At 46.1% G+C, this 23444-nt stretch carries 23 protein-coding genes; 15 read left to right on the forward strand and 8 right to left on the reverse strand.

Annotated features, from left to right (window positions below; genetic code table 11):
• Positions 1 to 17 precede the first annotated feature (17 nt).
• From BMW65_RS13920 to BMW65_RS13940, 5 genes are read left to right on the forward strand one after another with little or no spacing between them, the layout of a single operon-like run.
• A complete protein-coding gene (locus BMW65_RS13920) occupies positions 18 to 248 on the forward strand; it encodes a signal peptidase (RefSeq protein WP_090606258.1) in 231 nt (76 codons plus the stop codon).
• Positions 241 to 606 (forward strand): diacylglycerol kinase family protein, encoded by a 366-nt coding sequence (locus tag BMW65_RS13925; protein ID WP_090606259.1) that lies wholly within the window; start codon positions 241 to 243, stop codon positions 604 to 606. The genes BMW65_RS13920 and BMW65_RS13925 overlap by 8 nt, the downstream gene beginning before the upstream one ends.
• A 21-nt stretch (positions 607 to 627) precedes the next feature.
• Positions 628 to 1350, forward strand: a complete 723-nt coding sequence (gene recO, locus BMW65_RS13930; protein ID WP_090606261.1) for a DNA repair protein RecO — start codon at positions 628 to 630, stop codon at positions 1348 to 1350.
• 43 nt (positions 1351 to 1393) lie between these two features.
• Positions 1394 to 1654, forward strand: a complete 261-nt coding sequence (locus tag BMW65_RS13935; RefSeq protein WP_245747645.1) for a 4a-hydroxytetrahydrobiopterin dehydratase — start codon at positions 1394 to 1396, stop codon at positions 1652 to 1654.
• Complete coding sequence (locus BMW65_RS13940; protein ID WP_090606262.1) at positions 1654 to 2751, forward strand: AI-2E family transporter; 1098 nt, start codon at positions 1654 to 1656, stop codon at positions 2749 to 2751. The genes BMW65_RS13935 and BMW65_RS13940 overlap by 1 nt, the downstream gene beginning before the upstream one ends.
• A 37-nt stretch (positions 2752 to 2788) precedes the next feature.
• On the opposite strand, the gene BMW65_RS13945 is transcribed toward BMW65_RS13940, so the two are convergent.
• On the reverse strand, positions 2789 to 2980 hold the full coding sequence (locus BMW65_RS13945) for a cold-shock protein (RefSeq protein ID WP_090606264.1): 192 nt from the start codon (positions 2978 to 2980) through the stop codon (positions 2789 to 2791).
• Between the two features lie 249 nt (positions 2981 to 3229).
• On the opposite strand from BMW65_RS13945, the gene acnA reads away from it, so the two are divergent.
• Positions 3230 to 5959, forward strand: a complete 2730-nt coding sequence (acnA, locus tag BMW65_RS13950; RefSeq protein WP_090606266.1) for an aconitate hydratase AcnA — start codon at positions 3230 to 3232, stop codon at positions 5957 to 5959.
• On the opposite strand, the gene thiL is transcribed toward acnA, so the two are convergent.
• Positions 5943 to 6992, reverse strand: coding sequence for a thiamine-phosphate kinase (gene thiL / locus BMW65_RS13955; protein ID WP_090606267.1), 1050 nt, complete (start codon positions 6990 to 6992; stop codon positions 5943 to 5945). The two genes, acnA and thiL, sit on opposite strands and share 17 nt — an antisense overlap.
• A 29-nt stretch (positions 6993 to 7021) precedes the next feature.
• On the reverse strand, positions 7022 to 8017 hold the full coding sequence (gene nadA / locus BMW65_RS13960; RefSeq protein ID WP_090606269.1) for a quinolinate synthase NadA: 996 nt from the start codon (positions 8015 to 8017) through the stop codon (positions 7022 to 7024).
• A gap of 447 nt (positions 8018 to 8464) precedes the next feature.
• Between nadA and nadB the strand changes: the two genes are divergently transcribed.
• Both nadB and BMW65_RS13970 read left to right on the forward strand, forming a co-directional pair.
• Entirely contained in the window at positions 8465 to 10051 is a 1587-nt protein-coding gene (gene nadB / locus BMW65_RS13965) for an L-aspartate oxidase (protein WP_090606270.1), read from the forward strand.
• A 27-nt stretch (positions 10052 to 10078) separates the two neighbouring features.
• Positions 10079 to 10588, forward strand: coding sequence for a gamma carbonic anhydrase family protein (locus tag BMW65_RS13970; RefSeq protein WP_090606272.1), 510 nt, complete (start codon positions 10079 to 10081; stop codon positions 10586 to 10588).
• Between the two features lie 19 nt (positions 10589 to 10607).
• On the opposite strand, the gene BMW65_RS13975 is transcribed toward BMW65_RS13970, so the two are convergent.
• The 5 genes from BMW65_RS13975 to apaG form a co-directional block, all read right to left on the reverse strand.
• On the reverse strand, positions 10608 to 12188 hold the full coding sequence (locus BMW65_RS13975; RefSeq protein WP_245747646.1) for an Ig-like domain-containing domain: 1581 nt from the start codon (positions 12186 to 12188) through the stop codon (positions 10608 to 10610).
• A gap of 165 nt (positions 12189 to 12353) precedes the next feature.
• Complete coding sequence (mnmG, locus tag BMW65_RS13980) at positions 12354 to 14213, reverse strand: tRNA uridine-5-carboxymethylaminomethyl(34) synthesis enzyme MnmG (protein WP_090606275.1); 1860 nt, start codon at positions 14211 to 14213, stop codon at positions 12354 to 12356.
• 76 nt (positions 14214 to 14289) lie between these two features.
• Positions 14290 to 16149, reverse strand: coding sequence for an ABC-F family ATP-binding cassette domain-containing protein (locus BMW65_RS13985; protein WP_090606277.1), 1860 nt, complete (start codon positions 16147 to 16149; stop codon positions 14290 to 14292).
• Complete coding sequence (locus BMW65_RS13990; RefSeq protein ID WP_090606278.1) at positions 16146 to 16802, reverse strand: oxidoreductase; 657 nt, start codon at positions 16800 to 16802, stop codon at positions 16146 to 16148. The genes BMW65_RS13985 and BMW65_RS13990 overlap by 4 nt, the downstream gene beginning before the upstream one ends.
• A gap of 154 nt (positions 16803 to 16956) precedes the next feature.
• Positions 16957 to 17343 (reverse strand): Co2+/Mg2+ efflux protein ApaG, encoded by a 387-nt coding sequence (gene apaG, locus BMW65_RS13995; protein WP_090606280.1) that lies wholly within the window; start codon positions 17341 to 17343, stop codon positions 16957 to 16959.
• 97 nt (positions 17344 to 17440) lie between these two features.
• Between apaG and BMW65_RS14000 the strand changes: the two genes are divergently transcribed.
• The 7 genes from BMW65_RS14000 (at position 17441) to BMW65_RS14030 (ending at position 23439) form a co-directional block, all read left to right on the forward strand.
• Positions 17441 to 18148: an SAM-dependent methyltransferase gene (locus BMW65_RS14000; protein ID WP_090606281.1), complete on the forward strand. Its 708-nt coding sequence runs from the start codon at positions 17441 to 17443 to the stop codon at positions 18146 to 18148.
• A gap of 2 nt (positions 18149 to 18150) precedes the next feature.
• A complete protein-coding gene (locus tag BMW65_RS14005) occupies positions 18151 to 19773 on the forward strand; it encodes an FAD-dependent oxidoreductase (protein ID WP_090606283.1) in 1623 nt (540 codons plus the stop codon).
• A 25-nt stretch (positions 19774 to 19798) separates the two neighbouring features.
• Positions 19799 to 20548 (forward strand): alpha/beta fold hydrolase, encoded by a 750-nt coding sequence (locus BMW65_RS14010; protein ID WP_090606284.1) that lies wholly within the window; start codon positions 19799 to 19801, stop codon positions 20546 to 20548.
• Positions 20549 to 20557: 9 nt separating this feature from the next.
• Positions 20558 to 21022, forward strand: a complete 465-nt coding sequence (locus tag BMW65_RS14015) for a GNAT family N-acetyltransferase (RefSeq protein WP_090606286.1) — start codon at positions 20558 to 20560, stop codon at positions 21020 to 21022.
• Between the two features lie 98 nt (positions 21023 to 21120).
• Positions 21121 to 21582 carry a hypothetical protein gene (locus tag BMW65_RS14020; RefSeq protein ID WP_090606287.1) on the forward strand — a complete coding sequence of 154 codons (462 nt, stop codon included), beginning with the start codon at positions 21121 to 21123 and terminating at the stop codon, positions 21580 to 21582.
• Positions 21583 to 21588: 6 nt separating this feature from the next.
• Positions 21589 to 22686 carry a Nif3-like dinuclear metal center hexameric protein gene (locus BMW65_RS14025; RefSeq protein WP_090606289.1) on the forward strand — a complete coding sequence of 366 codons (1098 nt, stop codon included), beginning with the start codon at positions 21589 to 21591 and terminating at the stop codon, positions 22684 to 22686.
• Positions 22687 to 23439: a zinc ribbon domain-containing protein gene (locus tag BMW65_RS14030; RefSeq protein WP_090606291.1), complete on the forward strand. Its 753-nt coding sequence runs from the start codon at positions 22687 to 22689 to the stop codon at positions 23437 to 23439.
• Positions 23440 to 23444: the final 5 nt, after the last annotated feature.

Consider the following 23444-nt stretch of genomic DNA (forward strand, 5'->3'; position numbering starts at 1 on the left):
TTTTAAAAGCAAAAACTATGAATAAATATTTACGTAGGGGATTGTTATACACCATTGCCGGCCTGGTATTGGGTGCAGTGGGTTATTACCTCATGGCTTTGGAGATCAGGCTATATAAATGGGTGATGATTATTGGCGTCATCCTATTTGGCATTGGTTTTCTAACCATTTTCTATAGCTTTATCCGGAAAATCGAACGACAAAGCATCCTCGAAGAACGCAAAGAACGGCAAAACGACAATGAGTAAAAAAAACTCAAATCCATTCGCCCATGCTTGGGTCGGCATCTCGGCGACTTTCCATACGGAGCGGAATTTTAAAATCCATGTGGCTTGTTCGCTGCTGGTGATCATCCTTGGAATATGGCTGCCACTGACTACTTCAGACTGGTACTGGATTGCACTGTGTATCGCGCTGGTACTCGTGACCGAATTGTTGAATACCGCCGTAGAATCGATAGTGGATTTGGTGTCGCCAACCTATCACCCGTTGGCCAAAAAAGCCAAAGATGCTGCCGCTGGAGCGGTACTGATAGCTGCTATTTTTTCACTGATCATTGGCGGAATGATTTTTATTCCGAAATTGTGCTCCTATTTTGGGGGGTGATTTAGAATCCCTGCTGTTGCTATGTTGCACAAAACCAGAGGTATCGTATTAAAGGTGACCAACTATTCCGAAAGCAGTGTGGTGGTGCAGGTATTTACGGAAAAATTCGGGCTCCAGTCGTACATCATCAACGGAGCCCGCAAACCGAAAGCGAAAATCAGCATCACGCTCCTGCAAGCCTTGCACTTGCTTGATATGGTGGTCTATCATCGGGGGAACACGTCGCTGCAACGGATAGCCGAAGCCCGGCAAATGCCACATTTCCAAACGATTCCCTACGATATTGCCAAAAGCACCGTCGTACTTTTCTTAAATGAGATACTCTACAAATGCCTGCGCCAGCAATCACCGGATGAACCGCTGTTCGATTACCTGTTTAATGCCATTTCGTGGTTGGATACACTGGAGAAGATGCCTCCTAATTTCCATCTTTTTTTTCTGTTGAAGCTCTCCCGTTACCTGGGGTTTAATCCGGCCCTGCCCAAAGCCGGACAAACTTTTTTTGATTTAAAAGATGGCGTTTTCTGCCATACACTCCCCGCACATAGCCTGGTACTGCAAGATCCGCATAGCGCCCAGCTGGCAACCTTGCTGGGCTGCTCTTTTGATGAGTTGGCCGCTGTGCGCATCCCGCTAGCCGATAGGCGGCTCCTACTCGATAAAATCATCGACTTCTACCGGCTCCATATCGACCACCTGGGTGAGATCAAGTCCCATGAAGTACTTGAAGAAGTGCTCGGATGAGCAAACAAAATCAATCCTTCAGTTGTTTCAATGATGCAAATCCATGATTCATAAACAACCAAATACCAACGGAATGTGGCAGGAAAAAGATAACACCCTCTACCGCGCGTTTACATTCGGAGATTTTTCGGAAGCTTTTGCTTTTATGCTCCGTGTAGCGCTGTTGGCCGAGCAGCATAATCACCACCCGACGTGGACCAATACTTGGAATAAGGTTGAAATTTGGCTAACTACACACGACGCGGGAAATACGGTTACCGAAAAAGATCGGAAACTCGCCGGAGCAATAGATAACATACTGTAATGCCGTCCAAAAGTAACCCTGTTTCCCGATTCAATGATGTGCTGCTTTTCATTGTTTTGGTCTTTGGTGTACTTTATGTAGCTAAGTTATTTCTTATTCCTATTGCCATTGGGGGCATGATGGCCATGCTGTTGGTTCCGTTATGCCGTCGATTGGAAAGACGGAAAATTCCACGTGGTTTATCAGCCGTAATCTGTGTCCTGTTGCTATTGGCATTGTTGTTAAGCATTTGCTATTTGCTCGTTAACCAGGTCGTTGCATTAGGAAAAGATTTGCCGATGGTTGGTGCCAAATTAAATGATATGCTCAACTCCGGCCACAACTACATTTCCGAACATTTCCAGTTGCCGGTAGATCAGCAAAAAGCCTATTTGCAAAAGCAGGTTACCGGATTGACCAACCTCGCTGGGAAATTTGTAGGGGATATTTTTAGATCCTTGCTTTCGCTTTTGGTTCACCTGCTGGTCATTACGGCTTATACGGCGTTACTGCTGATTTACCGACGCCGTATTAAAAATTTTGTGTTGGATTTGGTAGGTCGGTACGCCGGGACAACTAATCTCGAGGAAGCCCATCATGTTGTCGATAAAACGACAGATGTGGCCAGTGCGTATTTGGCGGGTGTGTGTTCGGTAGCACTGATTTTTTCAGTTATTAATACCATTGGCCTTGCCATCATTGGCATAGAAAATGCCTTGTTTTTTGGAATGTTGGTAGCCTTTATTAACATTATCCCTTACATCGGCTCGGTGGCCGGTAGTTCTATCGTGATCCTGTATACATTTATCACCCGCGACACGCTGATGACACCCATCATTGTGGCCCTGTTTTTCATCGTCATGCAACAGATTGACAGCTATATTTTGACGCCTAAGATCACCGGTGGAAAAATACAGCTAAATGCGCTTGCTACCCTCATGGCCCTCTTGCTGGGCAATCTGGTATGGGACGTGGCCGGGATGATCCTCTTTGTTCCGTTCCTTGGTGTGGCCAAAGTGATCTTCGACCATGTAGATGCGCTGAAACCTTACGGCACCCTCATCGGTGACCGGGATACCGAAATAAAAACAACAAAAAAGCCGACTATCACAAGATAGCCGGCTAAATACAATAAATATAATTAGTGGGTAATCCTTAGATCACCTTAACATTTACCGCATTTAAACCTTTTCTGCCTCTTTCGACATCGTAGGAAACATTGTCCTTTTCACGGATTTTGTCGATAAGACCTGATGAATGAACAAAAATTTCACTATCACCAGAATTTGGAACGATGAAACCAAAACCCTTAGTTTCATTGAAGAATTTAACTACTCCTTCTGCCATTGTATTGAAAAATTAAAAAATAATAAAAATCAAAGGTATATAATTATTTGTAAATCAGACAAAAAAATTTGAATTTAATGCCATACCTTTATCGTTCACAGTTTTATGCATCGATTATTTTGGTTATTTTAGCACAGCACGTGGCTATCCCAAAACATGAAGGATCCCTAGCCAAACGATGGAGAGACTTGGCATCAAACAATCAAGAAGAAAACGTATTATTCTAAATATAAACGCTAACTAAACGTCATGAAGTACCAGATAGCATCCTTGAAAAAATTGGAAGATGAGGGCAAAGAGGTGAGCAAATTGCCGTTTTCTATCCGCATATTATTAGAGAATGTATTGCGCAACCACGATAACTTTGCCATTACAGACGAACACTTAGATACTTTGATTTACTGGAATCCTGCAGGCACGGACAAGGAAATCCCTTTTAAACCGGCGCGCGTATTGATGCAGGATTTTACTGGCGTGCCTGCCGTGGTAGATATGGCTTCTATACGGGCCGAAGTCATCCGGAAAGGCGGAGATGGCAGCAAAATCAATCCGGCCATCCCTGTTGATTTAGTCATTGACCATTCTGTACAGGTTGACTATTTCGGCACGGACTACTCCTACCACAACAATGTGGCGCTGGAATACGAGCGCAATGCCGAACGTTATGAATTACTTAAATGGGGCCAGCAGGCACTGGATAATTTTACGGTGGTGCCACCAGGCATGGGCATTTGCCACCAAGTAAACCTCGAATACCTGGCAAAGGGCGTGATCGCCCGTGATGGCTGGGCATTTCCCGATACGTTGGTAGGAACGGACTCCCATACGCCCATGGTAAACGGTATCGGTGTCATCGCATGGGGTGTAGGGGGAATTGAAGCCGAAGCGGCCATGCTTGGACAACCCATCTATTTTACCTGCCCACAGGTCATTGGCCTGAAACTCACTGGAAAGATACCTCCGGGCTGCACCGCCACGGACATGGTGCTCACCATTACCAAGCTGCTGCGTGATTATGGCGTAGTCGGTAAATTTGTTGAAGTTTTTGGCGATGCGCTGGATCAGCTGAGCGTGACCGACCGGGCTACCATATCCAACATGTCGCCTGAATTTGGTTGTACGGTTACCTATTTCCCGATAGATGGACAGACACTTGAATATATGCGACGTACCAATCGCTCAGCGGAGCAAATCGAATTGGTGGAAGAATACTGCAAGGAAAATTTATTATGGCGTACGGGGAAGGAGGAAATCGTTTATTCGGATGTGCTGGAGCTCGACTTGGATACCCTGGAACCAACGGTCTCCGGCCCGAAACGTCCCCAAGATAAGATATTGGTGAAAGACCTTTCCCCGCAATTTTCCTTTTTACTGGAAAAAGAATATCGAAGAAACTATTTGCCCATTAAAAATCGCCAAGAACAGGCTTGGCTTTCCGAAGGTGGATCGGGAAGTGAATTTACCTACGAAGACCAACATGTAGCTTCTGGCGTGGAGGTGGAAACCGAAGACATCCGATCCGTACGGATAAAGATTAAAAACAAGGAGTATGTACTTAGTGACGGCAGTATTGTGATTGCAGCTATCACCAGCTGTACCAATACGTCAAATCCGGCAGTCATGGTGGGTGCGGGATTGGTCGCCCGCAAAGCGGTAGCAAAGGGGTTGCGCACAAAATCTTGGGTCAAAACAAGCTTGGCTCCGGGTTCAAAGGTGGTGACGGAATACCTGCACCGGGCAAACCTGCTGGAAGACCTGGAGGCCCTCCGTTTCCATACGGTAGGTTATGGCTGTACATCTTGCATCGGAAATAGCGGACCGCTGCCTCCTCATATCGCAGAGGCAGTGGACAAGGGCGATTTGGTGGTGGCTTCCGTACTTTCCGGAAACCGCAATTTCGAAGCACGGGTGCACCCGCAGGTAAAGATGAATTTCCTGATGTCACCCATGCTGGTAGTGGCCTACGCCCTGGTAGGCCGGGTAGACGTGGATCTGCTCAATGAGCCGCTGGATTATGATCCAAATGGGAATCCGGTATACTTGCACGATATCTGGCCCACGCAGCAGGAAATCTTAGATACCATCAATGCTTGTTTGCGCGTAGAAGACTTCAAGAAAGTATACGATGTCATTTTCGATGGTGGTGAGGACTGGAAACAGCTGATAGCCCCGCAGGGAAAAAATTTCAGCTGGAATACGCATTCAACATATGTACAGGAAGCTCCGTTTTTCAAGGATATCAGTAGCGAACCACAGCCTACCGCCGATATCCGCGACGCAAGGGTACTGTTATATTTGGGCGATTCGGTGACAACCGACCACATTTCGCCAGCGGGATCATTTAAACCCGAATCCACCGCAGGACAATACTTACTTTCTAAAGAGGTGGCCTTCAAAGATTTTAACTCCTATGGTTCACGACGGGGAAACCATGAGGTAATGATGCGGGGCACATTTGCAAACGTACGCATCCGCAACAAAATTACAACGAAAGAAGGTGGCTATACAACTTACTTTCCCACAAGTGAAACGCTGTCGGTCTACGACGCTGCCATGAAATACCAAATGGATAATACATCACTGGTTATTTTAGCGGGCAAAGAATATGGCAGTGGATCCTCGCGCGATTGGGCTGCCAAAGGAACCAACTTATTAGGGGTAAAAGCGGTTATTGCTGAAAGTTTTGAACGCATACACCGCAGCAACCTAGTGGGAATGGGTGTCATACCGATGGAATTCCCAGAAGGGGAAAATGCGGAATCTTTGGGGCTGGATGGAACGGAAACGTTTGATATAACGGGTATATCCACCGATTTAATACCCCATAAACTGCTTGAAGTCAAAGCGATAAAGGCCAATGGCCAAATTATTTCATTTCAGGCAAAGGCCAGGTTTGATTCCGCTATCGAAATTGAATATTACCGCCATGGCGGTATTTTGCAGTACGTATTGCGGGGATTCCTTAAACCTGCGGTTTAGCAAATGCATTCCATCCCTGCGCGGTGATGGGATGCACGTTTCCGGATTTTGAAATCAATTCACAGCCCGCCGCCTGTTCAGTAATATGGCCAATGATGCTGATATCCGGTTGGCTTTTTATCTTGTCATAGTCGGCTTGGCTGACGGTGAAGAGCAATTCGTAGTCTTCTCCGCCATTTAATGCACAAATCGTGGGATCGATGCCAAATTCCCTCGCGGTATCATACGTCATGGGATCAATTGGGATTTTTTCTTCATACAATCTGCATCCCTTTCCAGAAGCTTCGCAAATGTGCAGGATTTCCGAGGCCAGCCCATCTGAAATATCAATCATGGCCGTCGGTTTGATACCGATGTCTGCCAGCAGTTGGACGATGTCTTTCCGGGCTTCGGGCTTCAGCTGGCGCTCGATGATGTAATCCTTTCCTTCAAGATCAGGTTGTATATTTGGATTCTCCAAAAATATACGTTTTTCCCGTTCCAGTAGCTGCAAACCAATATAGGCACCACCCAAATCACCGGATACACAAACTAAATCGCCTTCTTGTGCACCATGACGGTAAGCAATGTCCGCCTCTTTTGCATGGCCTATGCTGGTCACGCTAATGATCAACCCTTGCTGAGATGTAGAGGTATCACCACCTACCAAATCTACGTTGTATGCGTTACAGGCCAAGAGCACGCCGGCATAAAGCTCCTCCACCGCCTCAAGCGGAAAGCGGCTTGATAGTCCAATGGAAAAGGTTACCTGCGAAGCTATGCCATTCATGGCATAAATGTCACTGAGATTTACCTGCACGGCTTTATAGCCCAAATGCTTAAGTGGTACATAGCGCAGATCGAAATGGACACCTTCCAATAGTAAATCCGTGGATACCAGCGTTTTTTTGCCAGAAAAATCCAGTACTGCAGCATCGTCGCCGATACCTTTTAGCGTGGATTTTTCAGTGAGTTCAACGGCTTTGGTGATGTGCGCTATCAAACCAAACTCGCCCAAATGCTCCAAATCGGTCTTTTCCTTATTATCAAACATCTTCTCTTTTTAATAAATCCAGCACATGCTTACAGTCCTAAGCGGGCTGAAATTTCCAACATACGCACGATGGGCTGTTTAGCCCTAGCAATGATATCAGCAGGCAAATCGACCTCTGGGAGGTCAAATTTCATGCAATTATACACCTTTTCCAGGGTATTGAGCTTCATATAGGGACAATCGTTACAGGCACAGGCATTGTTTGGCGGCGCAGGTATAAAAGTCTTCCAAGGCGTAGCCTTTTGCATCTGGTGGATGATGCCGCTTTCGGTAGCGACGATAAACGTATCCGAAGGGTTTTCTTGTGTATATTTTAATAATCCTGCGGTAGATCCGATATAGTCTGCAGCTTCCAGCAACTCCTTTTCACACTCTGGGTGCGCAATGAATTTGGCATGTGGATACTCACTTCTCAATTGGGCTATGCGCTCCTGCGAAAAAAGTTCATGCACCATGCAGGCGCCATTCCACAGTACCAGATCGCGTCCGGTTTTTTTCCTCACGTAGTCACCCAGGTTCTTGTCCGGACCAAAGATGATTTTCTGATCCCGGGGCAAACTATCCACAATTTGTACCGCATTGCTTGATGTGCAGACAATGTCGCTGAGCGCTTTTAGTTCAGCTGTACAATTGACATACGTAATGGCAATGTGATCTGGATATTGCTCCTTGAATTTAGCAAAAAGATGGGGCGGACAGCTGTCGGAAAGCGAACAACCAGCCTTGAGATCGGGAAGCAATACTTTTTTCTGAGGCGAAAGAATCTTGGCTGTTTCAGCCATGAAATGCACACCGGCAAACACAATGACATCCGCTTCTGTTTTGGCAGCCTGCTGGGAAAGTCCCAAACTGTCGCCAATGTAGTCGGCTATGTCTTGTATCTCCGGCTCTTGGTAATAATGCGCCAAGAGCACAGCATTTTTTTCTTTTTTTAGCTTGTTTATCTCATCTACCAAATCGAGTGTTGGATCGATTGGTTCATCGATATAGCCTTTTGTATCCAGTTCAGTTAGATAAGCATTCATGATATACAAAGGTAGCTAAACAATTTGACATGGTTTTCATCATTCCCACAGGGGCAATAAGTAATAAATGATCTTTAATATAAATGTTCTTATTGTTTGTTAGGGTGTTGGTTTTGTGAAGAATCGATGTCGATTTTATTTTGTTTTATGACTTAGATCTTTTTTTTAACATGTTATTAACAATATTTTAATCTTTTATAGCTGATTTTCAATGGCTTTTATTTTACTTAAAATTGTTTTCCATGGCGTGATGTATAGCAATTATTGGATGATATTTGTTAATATTGTGACCTGTTGGTGGGGATTTTTTGCGTGTCTTTGTTTAAAAATTGACACATGTGTGGTAAACTGATGAGTTTTCATTTTTATTCAACGTTTTGTTTACAGGTTTTTCACAGGTTTTCTTGTCGAACGCGGCAGTTGTGATTTTGCCGCTTATTCTATTTTATGCATACTGTTGATTTTTTGGTTATCGGTTCGGGCATTGCAGGACTGAGTTTTGCGCTTAAGGCCGCTAATCACGGCAAAGTGATGATTATCACGAAAGCAAACGAAGATGAGTCTAATACAAAATATGCACAAGGAGGCGTAGCCGTAGTTGTGGATAAAAGTGATTCCTTTGAGAAGCATATCACTGATACACTGGTAGCTGGCGATGGTTTGTGTGATGTGAAAGTTGTGGAAAACGTTGTGAAGGAAGGTCCGAAACGTATTCAGGAAGTCATCGATTACGGAACTCATTTCGATAAGACGACTAGCGGTGTCTATGATTTGGCTAAGGAGGGCGGTCATTCTGAACATCGGGTATTGCATTATAAGGATATTACAGGTTTTGAAATTGAACGGGTATTGCTGGAGAAGGTTCATGAAAATCCTAATATCACGTTGTTTACGCATTATTTTGCAGTGGATTTAATCACGCAGCATCATTTAGGTGTATTTGTAGATAAAAGTACTCCGGATATTACTTGTTATGGGGTGTATGCGCTAAATACGGTGGATAGCAGGGTGGAAAAGATTTTGAGTAAGGTGACGGTAATGGCTTCTGGTGGAGCGGGGCATGTTTATTCGAGTACAACGAATCCGGTGATAGCTACCGGCGATGGTATTGCCATGGTCTACCGAGCCAAGGGAAAGGTACGGAATATGGAGTTTATTCAGTTTCATCCAACAGCATTATATAATCCTGGGGAGTATCCGTCTTTTTTGATATCAGAAGCGGTGCGTGGCTATGGAGGTGTGCTTCGACGAAAGAATGGTGAAAGTTTCATGGAGGAGTATGATGTACGGGGTTCATTGGCATCAAGGGATATTGTGGCAAGAGCTATTGATTCGGAGATGAAAAAATCCGGTGATGATTTTGTTTTTTTGGACATCGCGCATCGGAGTAAAGAAGAGATCTTGAAGCATTTTCCCAATATCTATGCAAAGTGTCTATCTATTGGCATTGATATGTCCAGGGACTATATTCCAGTGACGCCCGCTGCCCATTATTTGTGCGGTGGTATTATGGTGGATGAGCACGGTCGATCATTTATTCAACACCTCTATGCATGCGGTGAGTGTTCGTCTACGGGTTTACATGGTGCTAATAGGCTGGCTTCTAATTCGTTATTGGAGGCAACGGTGTTTGCTCATCGAATTTATGAAGATGCGATACGGAAGTTCCGAAACATTGTTGTACCTGATGGGATACCGGATTGGGACGATTCCAACACGGCGCTATCAAATGAAGATATTTTGGTGACCCACAATCTGCGGGAGACGCAGAAGGTGATGAGTGATTATGTAGGCATTGTGCGTTCTGATTTTAGGTTGGAGCGTGCCATGCGCAGGCTTGGGCTGTTGTATGATGAAACAGAAAGTTTTTATAAGAATACGAGGCTCTCTGTGAAGCTTTGTGAGTTGCGAAACGTTATCCAAGTCGCGTACCTGGTCATTAAGTCGGCCATGGCGAGAAAGGAAAGCCGGGGTTTGCATTACACAACTGATTATCCGGATCGATCTGCTACGTTAGTGGACACGGTCTTTTGATGTTTTGGGCTGATAAAAATACTTGAGATGGCATTAGTTCTTCCCGTAAAGGGTGTTTATCCACAGATAGCTGCGAATTGTTTTGTTGCAGATAATGCAACCATTGTGGGTGATGTGGAGCTGGGCGAACACTGTTCGGTGTGGTTCAATGCGGTTATTCGCGGTGATGTGAATAGTATTAAGATAGGGCGCTGTACGAATATACAGGATGGCGTGGTGATTCACTGTACGTATCAAACCGCAGAGACGGTGATTGGATCATTCGTTAACATCGGACACCAAGCAATGGTGCACGGCTGCACACTAGAAGACCGGGTATTGATTGGCATGGGGGCCATCATTATGGATCACGTCGTGGTGGAAGCATATGTAATTGTTGCTGCAGGGGCGGTAGTACTGGAAGGAACCCGATGTGAAAGTGGGTATTTGTATGCTGGAATTCCTGCAAAGAAAATTAAACCTATTACAGACGAACAACGGCAGTTGCTTAATGAATTGCCACAGCGGTACGTCATGTATTCGAGCTGGTTTTCTTAATGGCTGGTCCTCGAGACTATCATTCGGGTACGTTAATGATTTCTTCCTGTTCCCAGTTGGCCCGGATAATAAACGTTTTGCCAATGTACCATACTCGCTCTGGTTGCCGCCTATCATAGACGTTGCCTGGATCCCATTCGGCATTGTTATTTTCATCATAGATAATACGTACGGTATATTTACCGCCTGGCATTTGCCGAAAAGGTATGCTGGTAGATGTCTTTACCGGGACGCTTCGGTAGACAAAATCCATTTTTTCGTTGGTTATTTGGACGAGGTATTGGTGTACGGTATCGGGTATGTTTATTTTTAGGATAATATCGCCGAAATTTTCGGTTTCATCCATGGTAAACGATTTGGATACGCTCTTGTTTTTATCACCAAAGAAGCCGGTGAATGCGCTTTCTTCCAACGTCAGCGAATAATTTCTTTTGGGTCGCCAATTATAGCGCAGGATATATCGGCGCTGTGCAGTAGTGTCCTTGGCAAGCTGGAAATTTGTCCTTGGTACCGAATCTTCCAAAAGGATAATTTTACTCCTATCAATAGCCTGTACGGGCGAGCTGGCTGTAAGTTCAATGTGGCGGATTCGGTTCACTTTATTTCCAGTGAGGTTATCCGTAATAATGAAGTCGCGGTCATACTTTTCGTTTCGGCCGCGACGCATGGTGACGGAATCCAGCAGGTTGCCGTTGTCGAGGAAACGAACTTTTAACGAATCAAAGGTTAAGTCGCTGAGCCACACAATGGCAGAATCGCGTTTTGGTGAGTACTCAATCTGTTTGTCTGTGTTGAGAGGAGAGGGATGCGTGATGATGATATCCGGATTTGCTAGTGGCTTATTGAAGGCAAACAAGATGCGGCCGTTTTGCTCTATTTTCCGGTCGAGCAGCCGGAAGTCCCGTGCGATACCTTGTGATATTTGGAGCAGGATGCCGGTGGTATCTTTATTTAATACGATGGAATCATTGAGAAATCCAATCAGTTCGCTGGGATCATTATACACGCGGTCGTTATTTTCTTCTTTAAGGGCGTAGATGCGGTATGCGTCTTCCCGCAGATTTTTTAATTGGAAATTCCCGGCAGTATCTGTCAACGTAAATATGTTGGCTTTGCGTTTACCGAAGATAGAATCTTGGCTAATGGGAATGAGCATGACCGTAATTTCTTTTTCCGGTAGTTTCGTTAGCGCGTTCGCTACCCGCCCGCTTACCGCCAATGAGTCGATAACGTCTCCTGTGGAAAAGACATAGCTATAATTGAGCAAGGGGTTGTTTTCATTAAAGTCCCCAATGGCTTTTCCGAAATTGATGGTATATGTCGTATTTTCCGCCAGTGAGTCTGGCAAGGTTATTTCGATATTCCGTCTGCGGACACGGGGACTGATGGGTTGGTCGATATCCGGCGATACACTGATTTCCTTCAGCGGATTGGTTAGCCGGATGTATTCGTCAAACTCGATGATGATTTCATTCGCACTGAAATTACGGGTCAGGTTTGCGGGTGTTTCATTGATGATCGTTGGCGGTATCGAATCTTTGGGGCCACCGGTAGGCTGTTGTATACTTGCGCACTGCCAAGTGAGTAAAATAAGACCCAAAAAAAAGGTGAAAATAACCCATTTTGAATTTAAGGCTATTTTTAGGCGATTGGAGCGATTTTTTCTTTGAAACGATTCGTACATCAGCTATGTTGAAGAAAGTGTCTTATAACTAAATTATGAAAGCCTATTTTTTAACCAATTAAAATATTGAAAATAAGACAATTAGCTCATATGAACCATTAAAACGGATATATCCGATGGGGAAACCCCGGAAATACGGGATGCTTGCCCGAGTGTGCGGGGTTTGACTTTAATTAATTTTTCCCGCGCCTCCTTCGAAAGCGATACGAGGTTTGTATAATCAAAATCGGGATTAATTTCCTGATCTTCCATGCGGCGCATTTTATTTACAATTTCAATTTCCTTTTCAAAGTAGCTATCGTATTTGACTTTGATTTCGGCTTGCTCGATGACGGCCTTGTCGTACCGGGCTAACAGGTTTGCTAATGTACTGTCTGCTCGGGCAATGTCGGCGATGCTTACCTGTGGCCGGGTGAGGATATGGAATAAGCGCGTCTTCTGCGTAAGCGGGCTTGTATGCAATTCCTGGAGAACAGGATTTATGGCTTCGGTATCGATGGAATGTGTACGGAGGTGCTCAACGATTAAATCCGCGGAAGCGACTTTTTGTTTCACTTGTTCAAGGCGCTCGTCGGATACTAATCCCAATTGGTGGGCAATAGGTGTAAGCCGGGCATCCGCATTGTCTTGTCGAAGGAGAAGCCGATGCTCTGCTCGGGATGTAAACATCCGGTAAGGTTCTTCGGTACCTTTAGTTACCAAATCATCGATGAGTACGCCAATATAAGATTCTGATCGCTTAAGAATCAACTCATGTAAATCATTGATGCGCTGGTGAGCATTAATACCGGCGATGAATCCTTGGCTGGCCGCCTCCTCATATCCTGTGGTACCATTGATTTGTCCTGCGAAGAAAAGGTGCTTGATTCGATGAGTCTCCAATGTTAAATCCAATTGCATTGGCGGGAAATAATCGTATTCGATCGCATAGCCGGGTCGGAACATACGTGCATGTTCGAAGCCTGGAATTAAGTGGAGTGCCTTGAGTTGAACATCCTCGGGAAGGGAAGTGGAGAATCCGTTGACATAGATTTCTACCGTCTTCCAACCTTCAGGCTCCACGAATATTTGATGACGGTCGCGTTCAGCAAAACGATTTATCTTATCTTCAATGGATGGACAATAGCGAGGCCCCAACCCTTTAATGCGGCCGGTAAACATGGGTGATTTTTCGAAACCTTCCTTCAGTGTTTCGTGTACCGCCTCATTGGTGTATGTGATCCAGCAGCAACGTTGTTCGGTAGGTAATGTAACATCGGTGAAAGAAAATCGTCCGCGTTCATCGTCGCCCCATTGCTCTTCCATCTTGGTATAATCGAGGCTTCTTCCGTCTACACGTGGAGGTGTACCAGTCTTCATGCGTCCCGATTGAAACCCTGAAGCGACCAATTGTTCAGTGAGACCTGTTGCTGCCTTTTCTCCGGTACGTCCACCTCCGAAACGCTTCTCGCCGATATGGATGGTGCCATTGAGGAAGGTGCCGTTGGTCAACACTACTGCGTCACCTTCAATAGCGAGGCCAAGTGATGTCACTACACCATTAGCTTTGCCGTCTTTGACGATGATTTCTTTAACAGTGTCTTGCCAAATGTCGATGTTTGGCAATGCTTCCAGTTGTAACCGCCATTCTTCCGCAAAGCGCATACGGTCGTTCTGTGAGCGGGGACTCCACATCGCAGGCCCTTTGGAACGGTTAAGCATGCGGAATTGGAGGGTTGTTTTGTCGGCAATAATACCTGAATATCCCCCCATCGCGTCAATTTCTCGCACAATTTGACCTTTTGCAACGCCCCCCATTGCGGGATTGCAACTCATTTGAGCGATGGTAGCCATATTCATTGTAATGAGTAAGACAGAAGAACCCAAGTTAGCTGCAGCTGCAGCTGCTTCGCATCCTGCATGGCCCCCTCCTACTACAATGACATTATATTTTTTAAACATGTTTTCTTTGGGTTTTGTTCCACGTGGAACATTAAATGAAGTTTTTTAACTTCTTCATGTTCCACGTGGAACATCATTACATATACGACGCCAAATCCAGCCATCGCGCCGTTTTGGCGTCGAGATTTCTATTTAATTGCTCGATTTCAGTGGCAATTTCAGTTATCGAAGTATAATCACTTGTCTCATTCAAAGCGGTAGTTCGTTCAGTTATTCGCTGCTCAAGCAACGGGATCTCCGTATCCAAAGACTCATACTCTTTTAATTCGGCAAAAGTCAGCTTCTTTTTCGTGGTTGCTTTTTCTGCTTTTGGCAAAGCTTTCTGTTCAATGGCTGCCTTGGCTTGCTGATTGAGAATCCCTTGATCTGTTTTGTAATCTGCATAGTTGCCATTGTAAATAGTAACAGTACCATTACCTTCGAAAATGAATAGTTGGTCAGTAAGCCGATCAAGTAAATAACGATCATGGGAAACCATGAGCAGTATGCCTGGATAATTTGCTAAAAAAGCTTCTAACACATTTAATGTGTCGATATCTAAATCATTGGCCGGCTCATCAAGGATGAGAAAATTAGGGTTTTGCATGAGTACACGCATCAGCTGCAGCCGCTTGCGTTCTCCCCCACTGAGCTTGCTGACCATGCTGAATTGTTTTTCCGGAGGAAATAGAAATTGTGTAAGGAGTTGTGAAGCGGATAGTGCATCACCGTTGGCCATATCGATATATTCAGCAACATTCTTTACGACATCAATTACCCGTTCATTTTCCGAAGGTACCAAACCGCTCTGTTTGTAATAGCCGAATACTGTCGTATCACCCGGTGTGATAGTCCCACTATCCGCTTGTTCCAATCCAGTGATCAGATTGAGGAAAGTGGATTTGCCGGTACCGTTTCGACCGGCAAGGCCTATGCGATCCCCTTTTTTGAAAACATAGGAAAAATCACTAATGAGTGTCTGCCCTTGGTAGCCTTTGGATACGTTTTCCAGTTCCAATATTTTATTGCCCTGCCTGCTTATCTTTACACTGAGCTGGACGCTATTGCTTTGTTTTTGCGTTTTTGTTTTATCCTCCAATTCATGGAAAGCATCAATTCGGGCCTTGGATTTGGTGCCCCTTGCCTGGGGTTGCCTGCGCATCCATTCCAGTTCCTTACGAAGCAGATTCCGATTGCGCTCCAACAGGATGCCTGCCGCCTCTTCCTGTTCCGCTTTCTTTTCTAAATAATAACTGTAATTGCCTGTATAAGCCGTGAGTTTACCGTTGTCCAGTTCGCGAATTTCTGTACTTACGGCGTCAAGAAAATACCGGTCGTGCGTAACGAGTAATACCGTCTTCTGCCCGGACGTAAGCAACTTTTCCAACCATTCGATGGTTTCAATGTCAAGATGATTGGTTGGCTCGTCTAAGATGTAGACATCCGGTTCATCGATGAGCAGCTTGGCTAATGAAAGGCGCTTACGTTGCCCGCCGGAAAGTTTGGCGACTTCCCGGGAGAAATCGGTAATCTGCAAACGGGAAAGAATACTCTTGATAGTGTGCTCATATTCCCATGCATTTAACGCACTCAGTTGGTCGCTCAGCACCATCAGCCGATCCGTATCTGCTTGGGGATCCGAAACTAATTCTTCATATAACCGGATAAGCCGCTGCTGTTCGTTGTCTGCGCTATAGATGAAATCATTGATAGATGCGTAAGCACTTAGATCGGGATCTTGGGGAAGAAACCCGATACGGATGCCCTTTTCCTTGACCACGATTCCCTCGACGGGATCCAGTGCTCCAGCAAGGATACGGAGCAAAGATGATTTGCCCGTTCCATTGATCCCGACCAATGCCACCCTATCCCCCCGCTGCAGGCCGAAATGAAGATTCCTAAATAGCCACCTGTCATGATAGCTATGTCCCAACCGTTCTGTAGATAAAATACTCACACTACGTTCTTAATGTCGTTCCAATAATAGATAAATGTCCCTTTTGTTTTGCGCTGGGCGGCGCTATCCATAGCCTTGGCCACGTCTGCAGCCGGAATGCTCCGATATCGTTTCATCCGGCCCACTAAAAACGGATTAATGATAGTGAAAACCCCTTCGGAAATGGATTCAAGCCCCCTGCGTTCCTTTCGCTGGCCTGTAAGCAATGACGGCCGGAAAATATGTAGGTAATCAAACCCAACCGCTGAGATGTCCCGTTCGGTTTCTCCCTTCATCCGCAAGTAAAAGTTAGCCGATCGGGGATCGGCACCAATGGCTGAAACCAGCATAAAGGAGCTGGCTCCGTTTTTTTTCGTTAGTGATGCAGCAGCCAGCGGATAATCGTGGTCTACTTGATAATATGCCGCCAAATCTGGGGTTTTTTTCCTTGTTGTACCTAAACAGCAGAATACATCGTCCGCAACCAATTGGGTTTCTATTTTCGTAATTGACTGTAAATCAGCAATTAACTGTATTAATTTAGGATGCTTAATAGCCAAATCCCTACGGGATATGACGATTATTCGATCATAAGCCGGGTTATCGAGCAGGTGTCTTAATAGTGCAGCGCCGATAAGTCCAGTTGCCCCGAATAACATTGCCGTTTTTTGCATCGCATAAATTTTGTGCAAAAATACGCAAATATATTGGTACTCTATTGAATAGGTGCTTTGTGGATATGTGGCTCATGCTGTGGACTCAAACGGGCTTCCCTATTTCCAATACTGGCAAGGCTGACGTTGGCAAGTTACTTTCTGCGGTGAAAAATTAATTTAAACGATGGGGAGCAATCAGGTCAAATTTAGGGATACTGACTTCAAAGAGGCATCCGTCGAACTCGCGGAGCATTTGATACGTTCCTTTCATGGCACCCATATCGCTTTTGAGGTTGCAACCGGATACATATTCGTGCTGTTCGCCGGGTTCGATAATGGGTTGCTGGCCGACAACCCCTTCTCCTTCCACTTCCCGGTGTGAGCCGTTTGAGTCAAAGATATACCAATGCCTGCGCAAAAGCTGTACGCTGTAATCACTTAAATTTTCAATGGTGATTTTGTAGGCAAACATGAAATGCTCGTTTTCCGGATTGGAATATTCGGGCTGATACACGGTTTCAACTGAAACTTTTACCCCGTCAGTAGTTTGCGTGACCATGCGTATAGCAGATTTTTGGCCAATTTAATAAATGTGTTTGAATAAATAAAGTATACCACACGAAAAAAGCCGTACCACAATTTCATTACCTTTGTACATGCCTTATGGAACATTATACTTGATTCCCGTGCCGCTTGCAGATGATGCCGTTGCAGCGTCTTTTACGCCATACCTTGTACATATCATCAATACCATCGACGAATATATTGTGGAAAATGAGAAAACCGCCCGTAAGTTTCTCAAACAAGCGGGACTCCAGAAGGCTCAACGAGAGTTGGTGTTGCATGATTATGGCAAACATGCCCGGGACAAGGCGGACACAACATCTTTTTTTTCAGGCTTGCTTGACGGCAAAGACGTGGGCCTGATGAGTGAGGCCGGGTGCCCAGGCGTGGCGGATCCCGGGGCAGACATCGTGGCAGAAGCCCACCGCAGGGGTATCGATGTGGCTCCTTTGGTTGGTCCCAGTGCTATCCTGTTGGCATTGATGGCTTCAGGGTTCAATGGACAAAGTTTTGTATTCCACGGCTATCTGCCTATTGACAAAGCGGAACGGAGCAAAAAAATCAAAGCGCTGGAACAGGCTGCCCAACGCGAACGACAGACGCAACTGTTCATTGAAACACCTTTCCGCAACAATCAGTTGCTGGAGGAAATTTTGCGCATAGGTAAACCGCAAACGCGGCTTTGCGTGGCATGTAACCTCACCGCTGCGGATGAGCGAATCGTCAGTCAGCCGATACAACAATGGAAAAAAGGGAACCATGACTTTCACAAAAAACCGGCAATCTTCCTGATTTTCTAACCGTGGATAGTGTCAAATACACCGATGTGCTCATTGTAGGTGCCGGCCCTTCGGGTTTGATGATGGCCGCCCAGCTGCTTCGCTTTGGCATACAGCCGGTGATCATCGACGCCAAGCCGGGGCCGGATAGGATGTCCAAAGCCATTGCGGTGCACGCCCGTTCACTGGAATTACTGAGGCAAATGGGATTGGCCGATCAGCTGCTTGCCCAAGGAGCACCCTGCTATGGCTTACAGTTACAGGGGCAGAAAACGACATTAGGCAAGCTGGATTTCTCCCAAATGGATAGTCCCAATACCGCATTTCCATTTATTCACATCATTGGGCAAGACAAGACGGAAAAACTGTTGATAGATCGATTGACGGAAAAAGCATGTCCTGTAAGGTGGGAGACACGGCTGGTATCGCTCCAGCAAGATGATAACATGGCCAGTGTGGAGCTGATGCACCAAAACACCATTCAGAAATGGGAATGTAAGTGGGTAATCGGAGCCGATGGCACAAATAGCACCGTAAGGGACAGCATCGGTGTTTCGTTTGAAGGAAGATCGTATAACGGATATTTTTTTCTAGCGGATGTCCAGATAGATGGACCCTATAAACGCTTCGTCCATTTTTTTCTGTCGAAGAAGGGGTTTTTGGGCATTTTTCCATACGGCGTAAGCGGCCAATACCGACTTTTTGGACGATTACCCAAGAATAGGGAAAAGCAATCGCTATGTGACATCCAATATGCCGATATCAAACCTGCTATAGACGAGGTGATAGGCTTTGAGCTTCCGGTAAGCAAGAGTTTTTGGATCAATCGATTTCTCCTGCACAAGCGCATGGCCGAACAATTCGCCCGCCAACGTTGTTTTTTGATAGGTGATGCAGCACATATACATTCACCAATTGGGGGCCAAGGAATGAATAGCGGAATGCAGGATGCCGCGAACTTGGCCTGGAAGCTCGCCGGCGTGATAAATGGCAGGATGGATCGCCTGGTGCTGCATAGCTATGAACAAGAACGTGTGCCTGTGGCAAGGGCTACCCTCCGGGCCACCAGTCGGGCATTTGCGATCATCTCGGCTATGCCACCTTGGCTTGCCCCGTTGAGGGACGCATTGTTGTCTTTGGGATTGTATTATATCAACAAAAAAACTGCAAGGCTCGGTCGTTTTTTTGACCGTATCGCACAATTGGATATACATTACCGCAAAGCCCCGCTTGCTATCCACCACGCCACGGGCCGTGGTGTACAGGCTGGAGATAGGCTCCCCTTTTTGCCGATATTTGATGAGAAGACAAAAAGCCGGACAGACTTGCACCGATGGTGCGAAAAACCAGGTTTTGTACTGCTCCTCTTAGGAACCATCAGCCAGCATCAGCTTCATGTAATTGGGCAGTGGGTGCGGCAGAAATATCCAAGGGAGATGCACCTCTACTACTTGCCGTATTCCGCAAAGAACAATGGTGTCTTTAGTGCGTTTGACGTAAAGGCGGATGGGACAAAAATTATTCTCGTCAGGCCTGACATGCACATTGGTTATGTCAACGATATGCTTAACGTGAGCCTTATCGACACCTATATGGAGGGGATTTTGGGATGGAAAAATTTTGGTCATTTGTCGAAAAACCACTAATTATGTGTCATAATTTGTCTTCAATATGAAAAGGGTGGTCTATATCTTGCTTATTGGTGGATTGCTGTTAGCGACATGGGCTAAGGCCCAGCAAACGACCTACGTGTTGGTGCATGGCGCCTGGGGTGGCGGATGGTCGTTTAAGAAAACGGATTCATTGCTCCGCTTGCAGGGAAATATCGTATATCGTCCTACCCTGTCGGGTTTAGGCGAACGGGTGCATTTGGCATCACCGGAGATTGACCTAAGCATGCACATCGCTGATGTGGTCAACACCATCTTGTTCGAGAACCTGCATGATGTCGTTTTACTGGGCCACAGCTACGGAGGAATGGTGGTGACCGGCGTGGCTGACAGCATTCCCGAACGAGTCCGGCAGTTGATTTATTTGGATGCCTTTGTACCGGAGGATGGGCAAAGTGTGGCCACGGCACATGGGCAAGAAAGCCCGGGCGGGGAAATGCCGTCGAAGGACGGCCTGGTTTACCCGTTTTGGAATACGGATGGCCAGGGTTTCCCGCGGGATGTACCGCAACCCGCCAAGACATTTTCTCAACCACTCGTACTAAAAAACAAGAATCGGCTGGAAATACCGACCACGTATATATTGACCTATGAAGGTGAAGATCCCGAAAAGGATGCATTTGCCTTTTTCGCTAGCCGGGCGAAGGGATATGGGTGGAAAATCATTCACATGCAAGCAGACCACAACCCGCAGATGACCATGCCGGACAAACTGGCCCAACTGCTGGCTGAGGTAGGAGACGAAAACTAACCGCTAATCATGGATAAACAGATACATGCATGGGACATAAAGCCCTTTGATGCCCTGTCGCTTGAGGAACTTTATAAAATCTTGCAACTAAGGCAGGAAGTCTTCATTTTGGAGCAAGCCTGTGTATACAGTGACCTGGACAACAAAGATCAGAAATCTTTCCACTTGATGGGATGGCATGGGGACGTGCTTGCTGCCTATACGCGGCTCATTCCTTGGGGTATTTCCTATCCGGACGCGACAAGCATTGGCCGGGTATTGGTGGCCAAGGATTTCCGGGGCATACGGCTTGGCGAGGAACTGATGCTACGGAGTATTGAAGCGATCTATGCACGGTATGGACGACACACCATAAAAATCGGTGCCCAACAACATTTGAAAGCATTTTACAATCACCTTGGTTTCGAGCAGACCAGCGAACCCTATATGGATGCAGGCATCCTGCATATTGAGATGACACGCGCTTGCGAATGAAACACGGCTGATGCAAATTAAACGAATTAGCGTCATCCGTGTTCAATCAAATGCGGAGACATTGGGTATTGTGCCTAAATCACCGTAATTTAGCGACGATGAATATCGACTACGAGAATCTTTCGCCGGAAATGATGCAATTGGCGGCTGCAGTATTCCTAATCCGGCTGCTTATATGGGTATTTTATGCGAATACGGTGCGGAAAACACTATTGTCAATCAGTCCCGAAAACCGGTTAATGAATCCGGATCAGGCGTGGCTGCTGATCATCCCTTTTTTCAATATCTACTGGAATTTCTCCGTCGCTTCCCGCCTGGCCGACTCGCTAACCAATGAGTTTTTCGACCGGAAGATAGCCGAGGAAGAAAACCCGGGGCGCGCGGCAGGCATGTGGTATGCTTGGTTGTTTCTGCTCGCTAATATCCCGTTTCCGCCGTTTATACTAATCACCATCTTTTTGCTAAGCACGGTTTATTTCATTGTGTATTGGGTGAAAGTAAGCAATTTCAGAAACCTGCTGATGGAACACGAAAAATTCAGAAACAAACAACAAGATTGATTGGCTATGTATCTGCAGGAACTGACGGCTTACCTGGAATCATTGGCACCCTTGGATTACCAAGAACCCTATGATAATGCTGGCTTACTAGTGGGTAGCCCGAGCAAGGAAGTCAACCTGGCGTTGGTATCGCTGGATTGCACGGAGGAGGTAGTCGATGAGGCCATCGGCCTAGGCTGTGATTTGATTATTTCCCACCACCCCATCGTGTTCAAAGGGCTCAAGCGCTTCAACGGGAATACTTATGTAGAGCGCGTGGTGATGAAAGCCATCAAGCATGATATAGCCCTGTATGCCATCCACACCAACCTCGACAACGTAAAGGGAGGTGTAAACAGCAAAATAGCAGAACGACTCGGCTTGCAAAATACAGCTATACTGAGCCCTAAAAGCGAATTGCTCCGCAAACTTTCGGTATTTGTGCCAACAAGCCATGCGGAGCCGGTACGGGCGGCGTTATTTGCTGCCGGTGCAGGCCATATTGGGAATTATGACGAGTGCAGCTTTAATATGACGGGCTATGGCACATTCCGTGGCAATGAAGAAACTAACCCATTCGTGGGTAGCCCGGGGAAGCAACACCGTGAGGAAGAAGTGCGGGTAGAGGTGATATATCCGGCCAACAGAGAACGGAAGATACTGCTTGGTCTTTTTGAAGCCCACCCCTATGAAGAGGTGGCCTATGACATATACCCCTTGCAAAACAACCATCCGCAGGTGGGTAGCGGCATTATCGGCCAACTGGAACGCCCGTTGCCGGAACTTGAATTCCTCCGCCTACTGAGAGAACAGCTCAGTGCGACTGTAATCCGGCATACGGCTCTCCTCGGGACACCGGTGACCCGTGTTGCCGTTTGTGGCGGAGCCGGAGGCTTTCTGCTCAGCCAGGCTATCCGCTCGGGGGCCGATGCGTTTGTGACGGCGGATTACAAATACCACGAGTTTTTCGATGCGGAGGGAAAAATTGTGATTGCAGATGTGGGACATTTTGAAAGCGAACAATTTACGCAGCAATTATTGTTGGAAATTATTCGAAAAAAATTTCCTACCTTTGCAGTCCGTTTGACGGAAATAGATACGAATCCGATAAAATACTACAGTTAAATGGAACAGACCATTGAACAAAAGCTAAGGGCCCTCTGGCAATTGCAAACCATACACACGAAGATAGACAAAATTCGCCAGGTAAGGGGCGAGTTGCCTATGGAAGTGGGTGATTTGGAAGATGAAATTGCTGGACTGGAAACCCGCATTGAGAAAATCCGGGGCGAATTAGATGAGTTGGAAGACTCCATCGTCAATCGCCGCAACATGATTAGAGATGCACAGGCTGCCATCAAAAAGTATGAAGGACAACTCAATGAGGTAAAAAACAACCGGGAATACGATGCCATTACCAAGGAAATCGAAATCCAAGGGCTAGATATTCAGGTGAGCGAAAAGAAAATCCGTGAGTTTGAATTTGAAATCAAGAACAAAACGGAAGCTTACGAAAATACGCAGGCGACGCTTGAAACGGCCAAAAAAGACCTCGAAGTAAAAAAGGGCGAGTTGGATACCATCACTGGAGAAACCCAAAAGGAAGAAGACGAATTCTTAAAGCAGGCCGATGAAGCTGAAACGGAGATTGAGGATCGCTTGATTCGCGTATACCGTAGACTTAGGACGTCTTATAAAAACGGGCTGGCCGTGGTTTCCATTGACCGCGACAGCTGCTCAGGATGCCACAATAAAATACCACCCCAAATGCAACTCGAAATCCGGCAACGCAAAAAAATCATCGTTTGCGAGCATTGCGGCCGTATACTCGTTGACGAAGCATTGGTACAGGAAGCGGAGTCGCCCGCAGTCGCCTAAGACGA

The sequence above is a fragment of the Parapedobacter koreensis genome, assembly GCF_900109365.1.
Lineage (GTDB): Bacteria > Bacteroidota > Bacteroidia > Sphingobacteriales > Sphingobacteriaceae > Parapedobacter > Parapedobacter koreensis.

Excerpts from the sequence above, each read along its gene's own strand:
- BMW65_RS13935 (WP_245747645.1), top strand. The coding sequence starts at position 1,394 with ATGATTCATAAACAACCAAATACCAACGGAATGTGGCAGGAAAAAGAT.
- BMW65_RS13990 (WP_090606278.1), bottom strand. The coding sequence starts at position 16,802 with ATGCAAAAAACGGCAATGTTATTCGGGGCAACTGGACTTATCGGCGCT.
- apaG (WP_090606280.1), bottom strand. The coding sequence starts at position 17,343 with ATGGTCACGCAAACTACTGACGGGGTAAAAGTTTCAGTTGAAACCGTG.
- BMW65_RS14020 (WP_090606287.1), top strand. The coding sequence starts at position 21,121 with ATGAATATCGACTACGAGAATCTTTCGCCGGAAATGATGCAATTGGCG.
- BMW65_RS14010 (WP_090606284.1), top strand. The coding sequence starts at position 19,799 with ATGAAAAGGGTGGTCTATATCTTGCTTATTGGTGGATTGCTGTTAGCG.
- nadA (WP_090606269.1), bottom strand. The coding sequence starts at position 8,017 with ATGAATGCTTATCTAACTGAACTGGATACAAAAGGCTATATCGATGAA.
- BMW65_RS13940 (WP_090606262.1), top strand. The coding sequence starts at position 1,654 with ATGCCGTCCAAAAGTAACCCTGTTTCCCGATTCAATGATGTGCTGCTT.
- BMW65_RS14025 (WP_090606289.1), top strand. The coding sequence starts at position 21,589 with ATGTATCTGCAGGAACTGACGGCTTACCTGGAATCATTGGCACCCTTG.
- acnA (WP_090606266.1), top strand. The coding sequence starts at position 3,230 with ATGAAGTACCAGATAGCATCCTTGAAAAAATTGGAAGATGAGGGCAAA.
- thiL (WP_090606267.1), bottom strand. The coding sequence starts at position 6,992 with ATGTTTGATAATAAGGAAAAGACCGATTTGGAGCATTTGGGCGAGTTT.
- nadB (WP_090606270.1), top strand. The coding sequence starts at position 8,465 with ATGCATACTGTTGATTTTTTGGTTATCGGTTCGGGCATTGCAGGACTG.
- BMW65_RS13920 (WP_090606258.1), top strand. The coding sequence starts at position 18 with ATGAATAAATATTTACGTAGGGGATTGTTATACACCATTGCCGGCCTG.
- BMW65_RS14030 (WP_090606291.1), top strand. The coding sequence starts at position 22,687 with ATGGAACAGACCATTGAACAAAAGCTAAGGGCCCTCTGGCAATTGCAA.
- mnmG (WP_090606275.1), bottom strand. The coding sequence starts at position 14,213 with ATGTTTAAAAAATATAATGTCATTGTAGTAGGAGGGGGCCATGCAGGA.
- BMW65_RS13945 (WP_090606264.1), bottom strand. The coding sequence starts at position 2,980 with ATGGCAGAAGGAGTAGTTAAATTCTTCAATGAAACTAAGGGTTTTGGT.
- BMW65_RS14000 (WP_090606281.1), top strand. The coding sequence starts at position 17,441 with ATGCCTTATGGAACATTATACTTGATTCCCGTGCCGCTTGCAGATGAT.
- recO (WP_090606261.1), top strand. The coding sequence starts at position 628 with ATGTTGCACAAAACCAGAGGTATCGTATTAAAGGTGACCAACTATTCC.
- BMW65_RS13970 (WP_090606272.1), top strand. The coding sequence starts at position 10,079 with ATGGCATTAGTTCTTCCCGTAAAGGGTGTTTATCCACAGATAGCTGCG.
- BMW65_RS13925 (WP_090606259.1), top strand. The coding sequence starts at position 241 with ATGAGTAAAAAAAACTCAAATCCATTCGCCCATGCTTGGGTCGGCATC.
- BMW65_RS14015 (WP_090606286.1), top strand. The coding sequence starts at position 20,558 with ATGGATAAACAGATACATGCATGGGACATAAAGCCCTTTGATGCCCTG.